Origin of the sequence: Paracoccus sp. 08 (assembly GCF_024105395.1) — a bacterium.
Lineage (GTDB): Bacteria > Pseudomonadota > Alphaproteobacteria > Rhodobacterales > Rhodobacteraceae > Paracoccus > Paracoccus marcusii.
In genome coordinates this window covers 20436-38584 of record NZ_WEKR01000072.1, presented here as the reverse complement: position 1 = coordinate 38584, position 18149 = coordinate 20436, and the positions used below count along the sequence as shown (strand labels likewise).

The following is an 18149-nucleotide window of genomic DNA, read 5'->3' as shown; positions in this document are numbered from 1 at the left end:
GATGGAACTCCTGGCACCCGAACCGGTCTCCGCCGGTCATATCTACGCGGTGACGGGGGCAATCCTGACCGCACTCGGGTTCTACGCCTTCATCGTCCGGCGACATGCCTTGCGTCAGCTTCTCGCGGTCAACGTGGTCGGAGCGGGCGTCTTTCTGATCCTGGGCGGTCTCGGCCGCGGGCCGGATGCCATTGACCCGATGCCGCAGGCGCTAGTGATCACCGGCATCGTCGTTGCGGTGGCACTGACCGCCTTTGGCGCGGCGATGATCGTGCGGCTGGCCGAAGCACCTCGGTCCCCAGATCAGGGCAAAGCCGGAAAGCCGGACGCATGAACCTGCTTGGCCTTCTGGTGGCGGTGCCGCTTGGCTTCATGGTGGCGGCGCTCTTGCTGCGTGGCAGCGGTCGCTGGCTGATCCTGGCGGCGGCACCGGTGATGGCGGGGCTGGCGCTGTGGCTGGCGCTCCTGCCGCCGGGGACAACGCTGCTGGTCGGCAACTGGGACCTGCCGCTGGGCATCCTTCTGCGCGCCGACGGGGTCGCGCGGCTGATGGTACTGGCGGGCGCACTGGTAATCGGTGCCATCGGGCTGCATGCGCTGGTCGATCCGCCGGGCGGCAATGATGGCGGCGCGGCCACGGCCGAGACATTCTGGCCACTCCTCTACCTGATGTGGGCCGGGGCCAATGCGGGTTTTCTGACCACCGACCTTTTCAACCTCTACGTCACGCTGGAGATGGTCAGCCTGGCAGCCGTGGCGCTGGCCGCGATGGGGTCGCTTGCGGCGGCGCTGCGCTATTTCATGATCGCGATGCTGGGCTCGCTGGCCTATCTTCTGGGCGTGGCGCTTCTGGTGGCGAATTACAACACGGTCGACGTGACCCTGCTGGCACAGGTCGCGCGCCTCGATCTGGCGACGGTCATGGCGCTGGGGCTGATGACGGCGGGGCTTCTGATCAAGGCTGCGCTCTTTCCCATGCACGGCTGGCTGCCGCCCGCCCACGCCGCCGCCCCCGCTCCGGCCAGCGCGCTTTTGTCGGCGATTGCGGTCAAGCTTGGCTTCGTGATCCTGTTGCGCCTGTGGTTCGAGGCTTTCCCGGCCATCACCGGCTCTGCCGCCCTGCATGTGCTGGGTGGCCTGGGTGCGGCGGCGGTGATCTACGGGTCGATCCAGGCGATGCGGCAGGACCGGCTGAAGCCGCTGGTGGCCTATTCGACGGTGGCGCAGGTCGGCTATCTGTTCCTGGCCTTTCCGCTGGTCGCCGGGGCGGTCGAGCCTTCCAGCGCTTGGGCCGGGATGACGCTGCACGGCGTGGCGCATATGCTGGCCAAGGCGGCAATGTTCCTTGCGGCAGGGCTGATGCTGAAGGCTGCCGCCGGTGACCGGATCGCCGATCTGGGCGGACTGGCGCAGGCTATGCCCCTGACCGTGACCGCCTTCGGCCTTGCGGCGGTGTCCCTGATGGGGCTGCCGCCCTCGGGCGGGTTCACCGCCAAGTTCCTGCTGCTAAGCGCAGCAATCGAGCAGGGCGCGTTCCTTTATGCCGGAGTGCTGGTGGTGGGTGGCCTTCTGGCAGCGGTCTATCTCTTTCGGGCGCTGTCGGCCTGCTTTGCCCCTTTGGCTGGCGCGGGACCTGATACCGCGTCGCGCGGCCCGGTGACCGGCGGAGTGAAAGCCGTGGCACCGCTGGCGCTGGCGGGACTGGCGATCGTTATGGGATTTGCCGGCACCGCGCTGGTCGACGTCTCGGCCATTGAGGTACCCTGGGCCACGCCCACGGTGATCCAACCGGAGGTCGCGCCATGATGACCTCCGCGCCGCTGCTTTTGGTGTTCCTGCCGCTGGTCGCCGCCGCGGTCAGCTTTGCCTTGCCAGAGCGGCTGTCCTCCTGGCGCAACGCGGCCAACCTCGGCGTGGCCTTTACCAAGCTGCTGGTAGTAGCCTACCTGCTAAACGCGACTGAGGCCGGTCTGGTGTTTGAATGGCGCTACGAGTTCCTACCGGACAACGATCTTGTGCTGCGGCTGGACAAGCTTGCGCTCTTGTTCGTGACTCTGTCGGTGTTCTTGTGGCTGATGACCACGATCTATGCCATCGCGTATTTCGACCGCGGGCCGAACCTGTCGCGGTTCTTCGGCTTCTTCAATCTATGCGTTCTGGCGGCGACCGGCGTGGCGATGTCGGGCACCGCGATCACCTTCTTCCTGTTTTACGAACTGCTGACGCTGGCGACCTGGCCGCTGGTCGCGCATAAGGGCGACGATAAGTCGCTGCGCGCGGGGCGGATTTACCTTTCCTACACGCTGGCGGGCAGCGTTGCCTTCCTAGCCGGGATCCTGTGGCTGCAGTCGCTGGTCGGGGCGATCGAGTTCGCCGCGCCGCCGGACCTGACCGGCATCCCCGCGCTGACCCTGACGCTGATCTTCATCCTGTGCATCGGCGGGCTGGGGGTGAAGGCCGCGATCTTCCCCCTGCATGGCTGGCTTCCCGAGGCAATGGCCGCCCCCGCCCCGGTCAGCGCGCTTCTGCACGCCGTCGCAGTGGTCAAGGCCGGAGCCTTCGGCATCGTGCGGATGATCTATGATGTCTACGGCATCGGCACCGTGGCCGACCTGGGGCTGGGCCTGCCGCTGGCGGCGCTGGCCTCGGTCACCATCCTTTACGGCTCGGTCCGCGCCTTGATGCAGACCGATCTGAAGAAGCGGCTGGCCTATTCCACGGTGAGCCAGGTCAGCTACATCATCCTTGGCGCCAGCCTGATCGGGCCATATGCCGTGATCGGCGGGCTGGTGCATCTGGTGCATCAGGGGATCATGAAGATCACCCTCTTCATGTGCGCCGGCGCGCTCGCGAACCGCATGGGGATCAAGGCGATTGCCGATCTGGACGGGGCGGGCCGCCTGATGCCGGTGACGATGGCGGCGTTCTCGGTCGGCGCGCTGGGCATGATCGGGCTGCCGCCGGTCGCGGGCTTCATCTCGAAATGGTATCTCGGGATCGGCGCGCTGCAATCGGACGCGGCCTGGGTGGTGGCGGTGCTGGCGGGCTCGTCGCTGTTGAACGCCGCCTATTTCCTGCCGCTCCTCTATCGCGCCTGGCTGTTGCCGCCCCCTGCGGACCGTCCCGCCATCCGCGAACTGGCCACCACGCGCGACCGGATGCTGATCCTGCCTGCAGCGGTGACTGCCCTGGTGTCGCTGGGGGCGGGCATCTTCGCCTCGCTGCCATTCAGCCCGCTGGCCTGGGTCACCCTGATCGCCGAGGGGGGCTACCTGCGATGACAGCCGACCTGTCGCTGCTCTTGCCGCTGGCTGTCCTGTGGCCGATGCTGCTAGCGAGCCTCTCCCTCTTGCCGGGCTGGGGCCCGCGCATGGTGACGCTCTTGCCGCTCGGCCCGCTACCGGGGTTGGCGGCCGCGGTCATCACCCCGCGCGACACCCCGGTCGCGCTGCCGGGGATCCTGCTGGACGGCGGGCTGGAACTGACCGGGACCGGTGCGCTGTTTCTGGGCGGGGCGGCGCTGCTGTGGTTCTGGGCCGGGGTCTACGCGGCCTTCTACCTGCGGCACGACGGCCGGCCCACGTCTTTCGCGCTGTTCTGGAACCTGGTGCTGGCCGGCAATCTTGGCGTCTTCATCGCCGCAGACATCATCAGCTTCTACGTCTTTTTCGCGCTGGTCTCGCTGCTGGCCTATCCGCTGGTGATCCATGACCGCAAGCCCGCGTCGATGCGGGCGGGCACCGTCTATCTGGTGCTGGCCGTGCTGGGCGAGGTGGCGATCCTGGTCGGGCTGATGCTGGCCTCTTACGGCGCGGGCGGAGCCATCGGGATCGAGGCGGTGCGCGCCGCCCTAGCCCTGCCTTCGACGCATCCTGCGGCACTCGGGCTTCTGATCGCGGGCTTCGGGATCAAGGCCGGGCTAATGCCCTTGCATGTCTGGCTGCCGGTGGCGCATCCGGCGGCACCGGTGCCGGCCTCGGCGGTGCTCTCGGGCGCCATCGTCAAGGCCGGGATCTTCGGGCTTGTGGCGTTCCTGCCGCTGGGCACGCCGGCACTGGGGGCGGGAACTGTCCTGATGATTCTGGCCTTCACTGGGCTGTTCCTTGCGGCGCTGCTGGCGCTGGGGCAGGCTGGGGCGAAGTCGGTGCTGGCCTATTCGACCGTCAGCCAGATGGGGCTGGTCATGGGCGTGCTGGGCTATGCCCTGGCGCAAGGCAGCGCGCCCGCCACGCTGCTGCCGGCGCTGGCACTCTTCACGCTGCATCACGGGCTGGCCAAGGGGGCGCTGTTTCTTGGCGTCGGGCTGGCCCCGACCTGCGGCCGGGCCTGGCGCTGGGGGCTCATGGCGGTACTGGCGGTGCTGGGCCTGTCGCTGGCCGGGGGCCCGCTGCTGGCCGGGGCGCTGGTCAAGTCGGCGCTGAAGGACCCGGCCGGGGCCCTTGGCGCGACGCTGATCGGGCTGTCGGCGCTGACCACTGCGCTGGCGATGGCGCGCTATCTGGCGGTTCTGCCACGGTCGAAACCGCGCCGCCGCCCGCCGGTCCTGATGGCGCTGGCGTTCCTTGCGCTGGCGGGCGCGGCGCTCTGGCTGCCCTGGCTGCTCTACGCCGATCTTGCCGACAAGTCCCCGCTGGCGACGGATCTGCGCGCGCAGATCACCGATGCCTGGCCGCTGGGCCTGGCGGTGCTGCTGATCGCCGGGGCCGCCGCGGTCGGGCTGAAACCGCCCGCCCTGCCCGAAGGCGATGCCCTCGGCCCGGTGCAGCGCCGGGCCGCAGCCCTGACCGTCGCCGCCCGGGCCGCCATGCGCGCCGGATCACGGTCCCTGCGCCGGTCGCGTCCGAAGCCGCAGACGGTCATCGCCGAGGACTTGGACCGCGTCGAGGACATCTTCCGCGAAGGTGCCGCCGCTGCGATCCTGCTGCTGGCCGTCACCGGTGCGATCCTGGCCTCCGTCCTGATCTGAGGCGACCCCGCGCTTCGACCCCTGCGGACCACTGTGCGACGAACCCGCCATCGACCGGCACCACCGCGCCGGTCATGAACCCGGCCTCGGGCGAGCAGAGCTAGACGATCAGGCCCGCCACCTCGCCGGGAGCGCCGATGCGGCCCATCGGGTGCAGCCCGTCCATCATCTGGCGGCTGGTCATCTTGCCCCCGTCGCCTGTTCGGCCAGCGAATCGAGCATCCGGGTGTCGATCCCGGCCGGGCAGACCGAATTCACCCGGATCCCCGACTTGGCATATTCAAGTGCTGCATTGCGGGTCAGCCCGTTCACCCCGTGCTTTGCTCCGACATAGGACGCAAGGCCCGGAAAGCCGATCAGCCCGGCGACCGAGGACAGATTGACGATGGCCCCCCGTCACCGCCCTGGGCCAGCATCTGGGTGATCTCGGCCTGCAGGCACAGGAAGGTGCCCTTCAGGTTGACCGCGATGATGCGGTCGAAATTCGCCTCGGTCTGCTCGATGAAGGGCGCGATCGTGCCTTCGATGCTGGCGTTATTGCAGGCACAGTCCAGCCGACCATAGGCCGCGACTGTGGCGGCGACCAGCGCCTGGACATCGGCTGCAACCGACACGTCGGCGCGCAGGAAACATGCCTCGCCGCCCCTGGCGCGGATCAGCGCCGCGGTTTCCTCGCCGCCCCCGGTCTCGACATCCGAGACCATGACCCTTGCCCCTTCGGCGGCGAATTTCAGCGCCGTCGCGCGCCCGATCCCCGCCGCAGCGCTGGAGACCAGCGCGACCTTTCCAGCCAGCAATGCCATGTCCGATTACTTTCGTTCCGGTTTGCGTTGCCGCGATGCTGCCATAGCCGGTATCGACCAAGCCTGACATGGATCAAGCAGGCGCCGGATTTCCGCGTTTTCGCCTGGACGTCCGGAAAGGCTTGCCTTTGCGGCGAATAGCGCAAACCCTCACTAGATGATCGAGACGCTTCTTCTGGCAACCAATTTCGCCCGGCAGTCGGTGGCGGCGCTGGACCGGGCATTGTTGCTGTAGCGCGGCCATGCCGAGCGGATCAGCATGCTGCATGTCGTGGACCCCGAGGTATCGGCCGCGCTGGTTTTGGGCGACGGTGGTACCGAGCCACCGGTCATGACCGAGTGGCTCGACGCCCGCCAACCCGCCGACGCCGTGCGCCCCGAGATGCTGATCCGCAAGGGCGAACCCCATACCGAAATTCTTGCGGCCGCCGAGGCGGGCGACCACGATCTGATCGTGCTTGGCGCGTCGCGGTCGCGCGGGCCTCTGGCGGGGCTTCTGGGGACAACGATCCAGCGGGTGCTGCGCGGCAGCACCCGTCCCGTGCTGTCGGTGCGACAGCAGCCGCAGGGCCCCTACCGGCGCGTCCTCATCGCCTCCGACCTGTCGGACCCCGCCGATCTCGCGGCCCAGACCGCACTGTGGCTAGGGGTTCTGGATAGCGCGCGCATCCGTCTTGTCCATGCGACCGGTGGCGATGCAGCTGCGGCCGCAGATACCGCGCCCGAGGCCGGCCTGCGCGCCCTTGCCGCGCGCCTTGACCCTGTCCCGTCCGACCGGATCGAGGTATCGGTGCTGCTGGCCGTGTGTTGATTTCCGCTGAGAACTGAGCCGGGTTTGGAGTGAACCCCATGGGGTGGACGACATCGCACCATTCGAACTAAGCCGCTTTCTGGGCAAACAGGGTTTCGAATTCCTCTGGGGTTCTGTAGCCGAGGGCTGAGTGAAGCCTTCTCGTGTTGTAGATCTGCTCAATGAAGATCGGCAAGCGGACTGCCACATCGGCAAAAGTCTCGTAACCGGCTCGATAGACCTCCTCGACCTTCTGGGTCTTCATAAAGCTATGAGCCTGCGCGTTATGATAAGGATTGCCGTCGCTGCTCATCGAACGGCGCAAGCCTGAAGCAGCGAGGGCGTCCCAATAGCTTTAGGATGCGTACTGACAGGCGCGATCCGTATAATGAATGCAGCCCTTGGAAGGCTTTCTGGTCATGACGGCCGCGCGCAGAGCTGCGAGTGCCAGTTCCGTATTCAGATGCTGTGACAATGCATAGCCTATGACTTTGCGGCTACACGCATCAAGGATGGCGGCCAGGTAGCAGAAGCCTGTGACGACACGGATGTAGGTGAAATCCGCGACCCAGACCCTGTCAGGGCGATCGGGAATGAGGTTGCGATACAGGTTGGGAAAGATTGGAGAGTCATGCCGGCTGTCAGTCGTACGCACAGAGCGCTTGCGGGGCTTGATGCCCAGTCCCGCTACTCGCATGCCCCGTGCTACCCTTTTGTGATTGATTGCAAAACCACGGCGCCGAAGCTGGTGAGTCACGCGTCTATAGCCATAGCAGGGTAGCTCATCCTGGACATCTTCGATGATGGCGGTGAGTTCGCCGTCTGTCAGCTCGAGGGTCCTAGCAGAGCGGTAGTAGTAGGTGCGCCGCGGCAGGTTCATGGCTTTGCACCCCCGTCTGACGGAGCAGCCAAGGGGCCGCTGATCACGAAGAATCTTTCGCTGCCGCCCGCGGTCCACATCCGTGGTGTTTTTTCAAGATCCAGCTCCATCGTGAGCTGACCCATCTTCCGCTCGAGCGCGGCAATGCGAGCTTCATACTCTGCAATGACACCGGCCTTGGCTTCCTCGTCGTTCAAACCCCCCGGTCATATTGCGTAAGCCATAGCTGAATGAGGTTGGCGGAAAGATTGTGGCTGCGCTGCGCATCGCGCCGCCCAAGAGCGCCGGTGCGGGTGTCTTGGCAAAGCCGCAGCTTGAACGGCGTGGAATGCCGGCGGTAGGGACCTCGTGGTGTCATGGGCCTTCTCCAATCAAGGCCCGTCCAGCGTATCAGCTGTGGTCCAGCCCATGCAGTTCACTCCAGTGGCCAGGAGATTTCCACTGAGAAGTGACCTATGTTTGAACGCGCCCTGGCTTTGGAAGCGGGGACAACGGAGTAATTGACATGGCGCTACTGAGTGTGATCCGACGCTGGGGGCTGCGGGATCGGCTGTCCATCCGGGAGATTGCGCGGCGGACGGGGCTGTCGCGGAACACCATCCGCAAGTATCTTCGGGCAGGCACGGTGGAGCCGGCGTTCCGGACGCCGGATTGGCCGAGCAAGCTGGATCCGTTCGCGGACAAGCTGTCGGCGTGGCTGAAGACGGAAGCTGGCAAGTCGCGCAAGAAGCGGCGAACGCTGAAGCATCTCCACAAGGAGCTGGTCGCTCTGGGCTACACCGGTTCCCACAACCGTGTCGCGGCCTTCGCGCGGCAGTGGAAGGCCGATCACCAGTGCGAGGAGCAGAGCGCCGGCCGCGGCACCTTCGTCCCGCTGGTGTTTCAGCCCGGGGAGGCCTTCCAGTTCGACTGGAGCGAGGACTGGGCGACGATCGCGGGCGAGAACACGAAGCTCCAGATTGCCCACATCAAGCTGTCTCACAGCCGGGCATTCCTGCTGCGGGCCTATCTGCTGCAGACGCACGAGATGCTGTTCGATGCTCACTGGCACGCGTTCCGGGTGTTCGGCGGGGTACTAGGGCGGGGCATCTACGAAAACATGAAGACCGCCGTTGACCGGGTCGGCCGGGGCAAGGTCCGGAGGGTCAACACGCGGTTCCTGGCGATGACCAGCCACTACGTCTTCGAGCCTGAGTTCTGCAACCCGGCAGCGGGCTGGGAGAAAGGGCAGGTCGAGAAGAACGTGCAGGATGCCCGGCACCAGATCCTTCAGCTGATGCCGGACTTTTCCGGATCTGGCGGCGATGAACGCCTGGCTCGAGGAACGCTGCATCGAGCAGTGGGCGCGCCTGCCGCACGGCATGCTGCCGGGCACGATCGCTGAGGCTTGGGCTGCGGAACGGGCTGCGCTGATGCCGACACCGCCGACCTTCGACGGCTTTGTCGAGCAGAGCAAGCGGGTCTCGCGTTCCAGCGCTTTCATATTCTCGGCAATCTCACTCGGGATACCGGCGCGCCTGCCGCTGTCGATTTGGGCCTTCTTGACCCACTCGTTCAGGGTTTGTGCGGTGTAGCCGATCTTCGCCGCGATCGACATAACCGCCTGCCAGCGCGACTTATGCTGGCCCTCGGTGTCGAGAGCCAGCCGCACTGCGCGCTCGCGGACCTCAGGGGAAAACTTGTTCGTCGTCTTGCTCATCATGCTCCATCCTACTCAAGAGTTGGAGTCTCCGGCAGACCCGGCGCAGTTCAGTGCCCACCCGGTCCTCCTATGTGATCGCCGTCGTGACCGAGGGCGAACGGACGGCCGCCGCCAGCTTCACCTCGATGCCACGCAGCCTTGCCGCCGCGGTCAGTCCCTCGATCGCGGGGGCAATGATGGGGGCGGGATGGCTGGCCGTACCGTTTCTCGTCTGCGGCGGGCTCAAGATCACCTACGACCTGCTGCAGCTGCACCAGTTCCGCCACTTCCGCGCCCCGGAGGAGTGCTAGGCGCAGTCCCCCGCTCAGGCCGCCTTGGGCCAGCGGCGGTGCAGATCGTCGATGACGACAGCATGGGCATGGTGGGGCCGTGTTCGGCCAGATGCGGATGGTCGGGCGGCAGGTCCGGGTGGACATGCGGCAACACGGTCAGGTCATCGGCGGGCCACAGGCGCAGCACCGCCACCAAACTGGCCGCCCGGATCCCCGCCAGCACCAGCGCCGCGACCGACAGCCCCGCGCCCGCGCCCGCGCCGATACAACCCGCCAGTGGATACGTGACCAGCCAGCAGGCGTGTGAAAACGCGAGTTGTGCGGCAAAGACCGCGCCCCGGTCGGCCTCGCGCGCGGAGCGGTTGATGAAGCGCCCGATGGACGTCCGGGTCAGCGAAAAGCCGAAGCCGATGGATGGCTCCAGGGGCGATCAGGCCTGTCAGGTTAAACAACCAACAAGCCCAGAACAAAGGCCAGCCGATCAACTACGCCCGCGGACGGGAAGAAGCTGCGGGTAAGTAAGGGCAGCATCGAGGCCCCCTTTGCCGGCGAGCACGGCTGGTTCTGGCGCAACCGCGACGCCGCCGCCGTCACCATCACGCTGAAATTGCGCGGCACCTAGGTCATCGAGACCTAATGAGAAGGGCTTCGGTCATCGGCAGCCTGGTCCGCTGGTGGCCAACCCGGACCTTCCGTCGCACCGGCGGGAGATTTCAGCGCAACATTTTGCGCCAATGCCCAACGGATCCTGCAGGCCGCGTTAACCGGCCTGCTCGTATCCCGTGGGCCAAGTTGGCGCTGGCATCTCTTTTTGCCAAAGATTCTTCGAGCCCTGCAAGTTTAGCTGTCCAGCCCGAAATGAGGCTTCGCTTCCCTGACTGCCACCTTCCCCGCCTACCGCACCCCATACGCCGTCGCCAGTGTACATCCTGATGGCCACCAGGGTGCAGTGTGAGAATCACCATTGAAACGGGCATTGCAGATTAGTCGCCAACCGGGACGCACAGCGACCTGTGCAGGCCGCCAGCATGGCGCCCCAAGCGAAAGCCTGGAGCCAGGACCAAGCTGCCGTATCGCCACAGGCGCCTGCTTAGTCGTTCAGCCAGACCTTAATTACCGCCGAGAAGTGCCAGCCGATCCAGACGGATAGGACGGACAGGACCAGGCCCAGTGCCACAATCCGCCCAAATACCGGCGATCGTGAGCGGAGGGCAAGCACAAGTCGTACCATGGCATTGACCGTCAGGGCAGCCGCCAAGGGCATCACGGCCTCACCCGCCGGCATCTGGCCTGCAGCCACCAGTGAGGCTAGAGCGACGGCAGCCGAACTTGTGCTGATCAACCCGGCCAGGGCCGCTGACAGCAGTACGGCCTCGGTACCAAACCGATCGTTCAGCATCGCAGAGATCAGGATGACCGCTGTCACGGTCAAAGCGAACTTCACCGCGTCCTTGACGCTAAAGATCCGCGAGGGCAATTCGATCCCCGCCGGCTCGCCCCCTTTTCGCGTAGCCAGGTAGACCAGCAGGGCGCTGAAGATCAGCACGACCACGGTCGGTACCACCAGCACCGGCAATGCCAGGGCGAACAGGGACGGGCTGACCAGGCCCAGCACCATGCCGGTCTGCACCAGCGACGACACCGAAGACAAGGTGGCCCCCGCCGCCGCTGGCTGGATGAAGCGGACGGCCGTATCACCCGGTGCGTCGACCTTGCGGCCCATCTCGACCACGGTGGCCGTCGAGGACACGAAACCCGACAGGAACCCCGAAAGTGGCAGGCCAAGCCGGTCGCCGAAGACCCGGGTGCAGATGTGACTGACCGCCCCGATGACCATCACCAGGATGACGATGACAAAGATGGCGCGCGCATTGATCGCACCGTCCGGCCCGAAGCCGGTATCGGGGATCACTGGCAGGATGATCAGACCTGAGACGCCAAGGATCAATCCGTCGCGCATCTCGAAGTCGTTCAGGACCGAGCGGCTGAAGTCGCGCAGGGCCGACCGTGCCGCCAGCAGGGTGACGACCAGCACCCCCGACGCGGCGGCAAGGAACGTATGCTCGACCGACAACCCACCCAGAACCACGACCAGCACCAGCGCGAGGCTGGTGGTCATTCCTGCCTGCCGGTCCGGCTGCGACAGATGTGCGACCGCCCGCAGGACGCCCACCGCGGCCAGCGCCACCGCCAGCAACGGCAGCCCGCCCGCATACTGGCTGAGTGCGCCAATCAGCGAGGCGAGCGAGAAGGTCCTGACCCCGATCGGGGCCGGACCGCCGTTCTCGCCCCCGTTGCGCTCGCGCTCGATCCCGATCAGAAGACCGATGCCGAGCGCCTCGAGCAGCAGCAGGGCCTGACTTGCTTCTTCCATCATCCGATCACTGCGCCCTTCCGACTCGGCTCAGGCCATCAGGCGCGCCGCGCTTTGACCATTCCTCACTGCGCCTGCGGCCACAAGACCATCCACGCCGATATCAGGCCGCGACCAGGACGACCACGACCAGGGCCAGCAGCGGGCCGACGCAGGCGACCATGAAGATGTCGGCATAGGCCTGACGATGGGTCAGCCGGCAGACGCTGAGGGCGTTGTTGCGTAACTCACGCCTGGGGCATGATTGTCCCTTCCCCTTTTGGCCTCAGTCCACACGAATGATTTCGGCCGTTCCGAGGGCCGAGAAGCGGTTCATCAGTGTGACGCGGATCTGGATTTCGGCGGTCTGGCGATCGGGGTCTCTTGCCGCGATGCGTTCACCGAAGGCCTTGAGGCACCGCATCTTCGCTTCGATCCGACTTCGGACGTGGTATCCCGTCCATCGCTTCCAAAACGCCCTGGCATAGTGCCGGGTGGCACGCAGGGTTTCGTTTCGGGCGATCGCGGCAGGGCAGTCCTCTTTCCAACATCGGCCGTTCTTCCGGATAGGGATGATCGCGGTGGCCTCGCGGCGACGCCATCCATCGGTTGGACTTCGTAACAACCGGCAAGGACGTGCTACGCCCCGGAGGCTGCATCGCTGCACACGAGGTAACGTCGATCTACCTTCTTGACCTTGCCATCACCCGCAATCTATTTCCTTGCGCATGGGGCCTGCGACCGCCCCACGAGGCGTCAGCCGAAGTTCGCGTTCCATTGAAACCTTCACGGGAGGAACGCCCATGCCTGCGCTCAATGCGATTTCCATCGACAAACTTGCCCGGATCTTCGGCACGCCGCGCGCGCCGGTCATTCTGGATGTCCGGTCCGATACCGACTTCGCTGCCGATCCGCGGCTGGTGCCGGGGACCATCCGCGCGGATGACCGTGCGCTGGCCGATCTGCCGCCGCTGCCGCCCGGTCTTGTCCTCGTGCTCTGCCAAGCGGGTCATCGTCGCAGTCAGGGTGCTGCGGCGTGGCTGCGCGCCGAAGGACGCCCGGCCGAATACCTGGAAGGTGGTTTTGTCGCGTGGCGAGAGGCAGGCTTGCCTTTGATTCGGACGGACCATTTGCCCCCGCGCGACGGGCAGGGCCGCACAGTCTGGGTCACCCGCGCGCGACCTAAGATCGACCGGATCGCCTGCCCGTGGCTGATCCGCCGGTTCGTCGATCCCCGTGCGGTAATCCTGTTCGTGGCGCCGGCCGAAGTTTCGGGTGTGGCCGAGCGCCATGAGGCTGCGCCGTTCGACATCGAGGATGTCTTTTTCAGCCATAGGGGCGATCTGTGCAGTTTCGACGTGATGCTGGCTGAACTGGGCCTGTCCGTTCCGGCGCTGGACCGACTGGCCGTGATCGTGCGGGCTGCCGATACGGCACGGCTGGACCTGGCACCCGAAGCAGCGGGGCTGCTGGCCGTCTCCCTTGGCCTGTCGCGCATGTATGCCGACGATCTGGAGCAGTTGGAGGCGGGAATGCTGGTCTATGACGCGCTCTATCGGTCGGCGCGTGACGCGACCGGCGAGACCCACAACTGGCCCACTAACAAGTCGAGGGCAGAATGATGACGACCCGTCCCTATCCTACCCTTGCCGAGGCCACCCGCATTTGGGCGCGCATTGGCCTGCTCAGCTTTGGCGGTCCCGCAGGCCAGATCGCCTTGATGCACCGCGTGCTGGTCGAGGAACAAAAATGGCTGGGCGAGCGGCGGTTCCTGCACGCGCTGAACTACTGTATGCTGCTGCCCGGCCCCGAGGCGATGCAGCTGGCCGTCTATATCGGCTGGCTGATGCACCGGACACTTGGCGGTATCATCGCGGGGTTGCTGTTCGTACTGCCCGGTGTCGTGGCGATTATGGGTCTGTCGTGGATCTATGCGATCTGGGGCAATACTGGCGTGCTGGAAGGGCTGTTCTTCGGCCTCAAGGCCGCAGTGCTGGCCATCGTCGTGCAGGCGGTCATCCGCATCGGGTCGCGCGCCCTGAAGAACCCTACGATGATCGGCATCGCCGCTGCGTCCTTTGTTGCCATCTTCGCATTTGGGGTGCCGTTTCCGGTCATCATCCTGACCGCAGCGGTCGCGGGATATCTGGGCGCGCGGTCCGGGCTAGCCGCATTTCAAGGCGGCGGTGGGCACGGCAAGATGGGCGGCACCCAGGTCGAAGATGCCGATACCTTGCTGGGAGAGGGCACGCCCGATCACACACGGGTCAGCGCGGGGTGGGCGGCCCGCATCTCGGTCGTGTTCCTAGGGCTCTGGTTGCTGCCAGTGGCAGCGCTGTTCCTAATGCTTGGGCCGCAGAACGTGTTCTCTCAGATTGCCGGGTTCTTCAGCGTGATGGCGGTGGTGACCTTTGGCGGTGCCTATGCGGTGCTGGCCTATGTCGCCCAGCAGGCGGTCGAGACCTATGGCTGGCTGGCCCCCGGAGAGATGCTGGACGGGCTGGGCATGGCGGAGACCACGCCGGGGCCGCTGATCATGGTGACGCAGTTCGTGGGCTTCATGGGAGCGCTGCGCGAGGCGGGCAGCCTGCCGCCGCTGCTGGCCGCGACCCTGGGCGGGCTGCTGACCACCTGGGTCACATTCCTGCCGTGCTTCCTGTGGATCTTCCTGGGCGCGCCCTTCATCGAACACCTGCGCGACAATCACGCGCTGAGCGCCGCGCTGACGGCGGTGACCGCGGCGGTGGTGGGGGTGATCCTGAACCTGGCGCTGTGGTTCGGGCTGCACGTGCTGTTCGGCCAGCTGCGCCCTGTCACCGCGATGGGGCTGGACCTGGACTGGCCGGTTTGGTCCACGCTGGACGTGGCCGCACTGGCGCTGGTCACCGTCGCCATCGTGGCGGTGTTCCGCTTCAAACTGGGCGCGGTTACGGTGTTGGCGATCTGCGCGCTGGCCGGGCTGGCCCTGCGACTTGCCGGGATCGCTTGATGACGCCCGATCTGCTGACGGGCATTCTGAAAAAGGACATAAGCCTATGATCAATTCGCCCATCGTCACCGCGCCTCAGCTGGCCGATATGGGTCTGTTTCGTCTGCTTTACGTCCCCACAGCAGAGGAACGTCCCACGGGCATGACGGTTGTGCCGATCCGGATCTGGGTTGCCACGGCCAAGCAAAGCGACACGGGGTTTGATGACCTCGCCTATTGGCAGGACCAGATTGCACAATTGGGCCTGACGCAGGATGCCCTGACCGTGGTCCTGGACGACGGCAGCATGACCGAGGCCGCCCGGGTTTGGTTCATCCTGCAGTATTTCGGGCTTCCGGCCGCGGTGCTGAACGGGGGCCTGCCGGACCTTGGGACGCCTCCCGCGCAGGCGATGCCAGGCACCTCCGCACCCGACCTTCGCCCGGGCGCGGGGGCAGTCGGCCTCATCGGGCGGCAGGAGCTGAAGACAGCCTTGCCATCCGTCCAGATTTTTGATGCCCGGACCGCTGCCGAGTTCAGCGGCGAAGATCTGAAGGGGAACAAGCGTGGGGGCCATCTGCGCGGCGCCGCGCATCTCGATCATCGCGATTTGCTAGACGGGCGGCATCTGCGACCGGCAGCCGAATTAGTGCAGATGATGGCTGATGCAGGGGTCCGCCGCGGCGTTCCTGTCGTCACACACTGTCAAGGCGGCGGACGCGCAGCCCTGGCAGCCTTGGCCGCACTCACCGCGGGGCAGGAGGATATCAGGGTCTACTATCTCAGCTTCGGGGACTGGGCTGCGGATGAAAGCTGCTCCTTAGAGTAGCTCTACCGCAGCGAATTTCTTAGCATAGCAAGGTTGTTCTCATTGCTTAATCTCTGGATGCCCCCAGAAGCATCCCCGGAAAATGTGGATAACTTGGCGCTCAATCCAATGAACCCACTTCCCCTCCATATTGAGCAACAATAAGCTATGTTATGTCACATGTAGATATTTCTACTCGATACAGATTCTTCACTTGTAGAAAATCATAATGCCGCTGCTTTAGGGCTTATTTGGTATATGGTTGGTCACAGTTTCGACCTTATCTAGCCAATTAGCCGCGACAGTGCTACGCCATCCTACTACCTTCTTAATACGGTTATACTCGTCCTGAATATTACGCCGAAAAATTGGTTCATGGTGCGCAATGCGATTCCGAAGGTCACGTATATCTTTTAGCGTGTCAAATGCTTCGCGTCGAAGTTGCTGAACAGATTTTGCTGCGTCTAAGTTGGGCAGGACCGTTCGAAGGTGATGGTTCCAGATTGTTTTGTCGTGGCGGCCTGTGAACATTCGTTCCCAAAACACAAACTTTAGTTCCGCAATGACCTTCCCCGTCGTAGGCTCATTTCGATGAGACAGCAGGTTCGCTCTCGGACTGTAAGCTCTCTGTGGGTTCGGCAATGCGATCTCGAAGCTTTGTTCATAGGGCCAGTTTGGCCCATATGTTAACTCAATCGCTTCCGAGATTGCATTACGGATGCTGACTTCGCACACCTGTAAGGGTGCAAAAAATGCACATGAGACGTCAAGGTTCCATTTATAAAGCTCTAGTGCTTCGATTCGATGAGCATTTTTCTCGGCTAGGTAGGTGGCAAACCTTGGCGCGGAAAAGATGTCTGGAAGCTGTTGCACTTCATCTTGTGTAAACGGCATGAGCTACATCTACTTTTCATAAGCTATTGACTGAAAAACGTTTTATAAACCTCAGAGACATTCTCTTCACCTTTGCTCTACATCACTGGCGATAGTCAACATTTTGTTGACACTGCCGATTCACTAGCTATATTGACCTGTGAAAGGCGCGTGAGGTCGCGGGTTTCGGCCACCCTCATCGTCCAACGAGTACGTAAAAAAGTCCGTTTTATGCGGGCTTTTTTGCTTTTAGACGCCAAGTTTTCGCACATCCGTATAGTGATTTTGACCTGCCCCCCGGAACGTCCCTCGGTTTAATGAAGAGTTTGCTTCATCATGCGCTGCTCCCCAACCTTGGACCGCCGGATGCTAGAGTTTTCCGGCTCGGTCATGGCGACGGGCTGGCTGCGCCGCCGGGATAATGCAGGGCGATCGGGACGTTATATCCGATCGCACTATGAGGTCGGTCCTCATTGTAGTGCCTACGCCAAGTCTCCAGTTTTTCCTGCGCGTCCGCAAGGCTCATGAACCAGTGCGCGTTCAGGCATTCGGACCGGAGCTTGCTGTTGAACGCCTCGATGAAGCCATTGTCTGTCGGTTTTCCAGGGCGTGAGAAGTCCAGGGTAACGTCGTTGGCATAAGCCCACAGGTCGAGATCGCGAGAGATAAATTCGCTGCCATTGTCGACCCGGATCGTCCTGGGATAGCCGACCTGGGCACAGACCCGTTCCAGTGTCCGGACCACATCCTCACCCCGATAAGCGAAACGCGGGTCGGCTGCTGGACAGAAATGGGAATGCGTATCCACGATCGTCAGGATCCGCAGCTTGTTGCCGAGGGCGAGTTGGTCATGAACAAAATCCATGGCCCAGACATCGTTCGGTCCGACTGCCTCCTGGCGATCATCGCGCAGCTTGGCCTTCACCCGACGTTTTGGATTCTTGTTCCTGAGCTGCAGACCCAACTCATTGTAAATCCTGCGCGTCTTCTTGATGTTCACTTGCCAGCCCTCCCGTCGCAGCAAGACATGGACACGCCGATATCCGTAGCGCACCCGTGTTTCGCAGATCTCTCGGATCCTCAGGTCCAGTGCGGCCTGCCCGGTTCGGCGGGATTTGTAATGGTAGCTCGACGGGTCAAAGCGCAGGGCCTCACATGCCCGGCGGATCGATATGCTCCAGCCCACCAACATCCCGTCGACCAGTTCCCGTGTCCGGGCAAACCTCAGAGCTGTCGGCGGATGACGTCCTGCAACATCTCCCGATCCAAGGTCAGGTCGGCCACGATCTTCTTCAGGCGGCTGTTCTCATCCTCCAGTGCCTTCAGCCGGCGCATCTCGTCAGGCAGCAGACCTCCATACCGTTTTTTCCAGTTGAAGTAGGTCGCCTGACTGATCCCGGCCTTGCGGCAGATCTCCGCAACCGGCGTGCCTTCCTCGCCTTGCTTCAGGATGAACGCCTGTCTCGCGCTTCCGTGAACTTCGATGCCTTCATCGTTCTCCGCTCCTCTCCCAGCCAGGGAAGGCTAGCCGAAAACTCCAGCTTCAAACGGTCCAGTTTTCAGGGGGCAGAGCAGTAACAGAGCGATTTTCTGAAAAATTCTCTTCATCAGATCTTTTACTCGGCAGATGTTCGAAGTCAATGTCTGAGGTCTACCTGCGGCCTCCCTCCAAACGTAGAAACCGGTTCGTTCCAATGTTAATCTTGACCGCGGTCAAGAACTGGAAAATGCGCT

General features: G+C 64.0%; 16 protein-coding genes and 4 pseudogenes. 10 read left to right on the top strand and 10 right to left on the bottom strand.

Annotation, left to right across the window (positions count from 1 at the left end):
• The first annotated feature begins 1 nt into the window (after position 1).
• Genes GBO37_RS18980 through GBO37_RS18965 form a run of 4 tightly spaced genes read left to right on the top strand, consistent with a single transcriptional unit; the run spans position 2 to position 4966 of the window.
• On the top strand, positions 2-334 hold the full coding sequence (locus GBO37_RS18980) for an NADH-quinone oxidoreductase subunit K (protein ID WP_136857814.1): 333 nt from the start codon (positions 2-4) through the stop codon (positions 332-334).
• A complete protein-coding gene (locus GBO37_RS18975) occupies positions 331-1806 on the top strand; it encodes a complex I subunit 5 family protein (RefSeq protein WP_136857813.1) in 1476 nt (491 codons plus the stop codon). Before GBO37_RS18980 ends, GBO37_RS18975 begins: the two co-directional genes overlap by 4 nt.
• The gene (locus tag GBO37_RS18970) at positions 1803-3281 is read left to right on the top strand and encodes a proton-conducting transporter membrane subunit (RefSeq protein ID WP_252930457.1); all 1479 of its coding nucleotides are present in this window, start codon (positions 1803-1805) and stop codon (positions 3279-3281) included. Before GBO37_RS18975 ends, GBO37_RS18970 begins: the two co-directional genes overlap by 4 nt.
• On the top strand, positions 3278-4966 hold the full coding sequence (locus GBO37_RS18965) for a complex I subunit 5 family protein (RefSeq protein ID WP_136857812.1): 1689 nt from the start codon (positions 3278-3280) through the stop codon (positions 4964-4966). Before GBO37_RS18970 ends, GBO37_RS18965 begins: the two co-directional genes overlap by 4 nt.
• Before the next feature lie 180 nt (positions 4967-5146).
• On the opposite strand, the gene GBO37_RS18960 is transcribed toward GBO37_RS18965, so the two are convergent.
• Both GBO37_RS18960 and GBO37_RS18955 read right to left on the bottom strand, forming a co-directional pair.
• On the bottom strand, positions 5147-5323 hold the full coding sequence (locus GBO37_RS18960) for an SDR family NAD(P)-dependent oxidoreductase (RefSeq protein ID WP_252930528.1): 177 nt from the start codon (positions 5321-5323) through the stop codon (positions 5147-5149).
• The gene (locus tag GBO37_RS18955; protein ID WP_197054753.1) at positions 5323-5769 is read right to left on the bottom strand and encodes an SDR family NAD(P)-dependent oxidoreductase; all 447 of its coding nucleotides are present in this window, start codon (positions 5767-5769) and stop codon (positions 5323-5325) included. Before GBO37_RS18955 ends, GBO37_RS18960 begins: the two co-directional genes overlap by 1 nt.
• Before the next feature lie 259 nt (positions 5770-6028).
• On the opposite strand from GBO37_RS18955, the gene GBO37_RS18950 reads away from it, so the two are divergent.
• Entirely contained in the window at positions 6029-6580 is a 552-nt protein-coding gene (locus tag GBO37_RS18950; RefSeq protein ID WP_052650133.1) for a universal stress protein, read from the top strand.
• A 67-nt stretch (positions 6581-6647) separates the two neighbouring features.
• On the opposite strand, the gene GBO37_RS18945 is transcribed toward GBO37_RS18950, so the two are convergent.
• Genes GBO37_RS18945 through GBO37_RS18935 form a run of 3 tightly spaced genes read right to left on the bottom strand, consistent with a single transcriptional unit; the run spans position 6648 to position 7636 of the window.
• Complete coding sequence (locus GBO37_RS18945) at positions 6648-6884, bottom strand: integrase core domain-containing protein (RefSeq protein ID WP_255351411.1); 237 nt, start codon at positions 6882-6884, stop codon at positions 6648-6650.
• 30 nt (positions 6885-6914) lie between these two features.
• The gene (locus tag GBO37_RS18940) at positions 6915-7439 is read right to left on the bottom strand and encodes an IS3 family transposase (RefSeq protein ID WP_252930456.1); all 525 of its coding nucleotides are present in this window, start codon (positions 7437-7439) and stop codon (positions 6915-6917) included.
• A complete protein-coding gene (locus tag GBO37_RS18935; RefSeq protein WP_231559036.1) occupies positions 7436-7636 on the bottom strand; it encodes a hypothetical protein in 201 nt (66 codons plus the stop codon). The genes GBO37_RS18940 and GBO37_RS18935 overlap by 4 nt, the downstream gene beginning before the upstream one ends.
• A 308-nt stretch (positions 7637-7944) precedes the next feature.
• On the opposite strand from GBO37_RS18935, the pseudogene istA reads away from it, so the two are divergent.
• Positions 7945-8953: pseudogene (gene istA, locus GBO37_RS18930) on the top strand (IS21 family transposase); the annotation flags it as partial.
• Here istA and GBO37_RS18925 read toward each other — a convergent pair.
• Positions 8890-9138, bottom strand: a pseudogene (locus GBO37_RS18925) (transposase); the annotation flags it as partial. The pseudogenes istA and GBO37_RS18925 sit on opposite strands and share 64 nt — an antisense overlap.
• Positions 9139-9191: 53 nt before the next feature.
• On the opposite strand from GBO37_RS18925, the gene GBO37_RS18920 reads away from it, so the two are divergent.
• On the top strand, positions 9192-9431 hold the full coding sequence (locus GBO37_RS18920; RefSeq protein ID WP_252930455.1) for a hypothetical protein: 240 nt from the start codon (positions 9192-9194) through the stop codon (positions 9429-9431).
• A 1072-nt stretch (positions 9432-10503) separates the two neighbouring features.
• On the opposite strand, the gene GBO37_RS18915 is transcribed toward GBO37_RS18920, so the two are convergent.
• Entirely contained in the window at positions 10504-11790 is a 1287-nt protein-coding gene (locus GBO37_RS18915; protein ID WP_042250000.1) for a DUF4010 domain-containing protein, read from the bottom strand.
• A gap of 262 nt (positions 11791-12052) precedes the next feature.
• Positions 12053-12358, bottom strand: a pseudogene (locus GBO37_RS18910) (IS5/IS1182 family transposase); the annotation flags it as partial.
• 211 nt (positions 12359-12569) lie between these two features.
• On the opposite strand from GBO37_RS18910, the gene GBO37_RS18905 reads away from it, so the two are divergent.
• The 3 genes from GBO37_RS18905 to GBO37_RS18895 are packed head-to-tail and all read left to right on the top strand — an operon-like array spanning position 12570 to position 15563.
• Positions 12570-13388: a sulfurtransferase/chromate resistance protein gene (locus GBO37_RS18905; RefSeq protein ID WP_252930454.1), complete on the top strand. Its 819-nt coding sequence runs from the start codon at positions 12570-12572 to the stop codon at positions 13386-13388.
• Positions 13388-14755: a chromate efflux transporter gene (chrA, locus tag GBO37_RS18900; RefSeq protein ID WP_252930527.1), complete on the top strand. Its 1368-nt coding sequence runs from the start codon at positions 13388-13390 to the stop codon at positions 14753-14755. The genes GBO37_RS18905 and chrA overlap by 1 nt, the downstream gene beginning before the upstream one ends.
• 46 nt (positions 14756-14801) lie before the next feature.
• A complete protein-coding gene (locus GBO37_RS18895; protein WP_042246922.1) occupies positions 14802-15563 on the top strand; it encodes a sulfurtransferase in 762 nt (253 codons plus the stop codon).
• Positions 15564-15782: 219 nt separating this feature from the next.
• Here the strand turns inward: GBO37_RS18895 and GBO37_RS18890 are convergent, their stop codons facing one another.
• Both GBO37_RS18890 and GBO37_RS18885 read right to left on the bottom strand, forming a co-directional pair.
• On the bottom strand, positions 15783-16436 hold the full coding sequence (locus tag GBO37_RS18890) for a hypothetical protein (RefSeq protein ID WP_252930453.1): 654 nt from the start codon (positions 16434-16436) through the stop codon (positions 15783-15785).
• A gap of 367 nt (positions 16437-16803) precedes the next feature.
• A pseudogene (locus GBO37_RS18885) lies at positions 16804-17908 on the bottom strand (IS3 family transposase).
• Between the last annotated feature and the right edge of the window lie 241 nt (positions 17909-18149).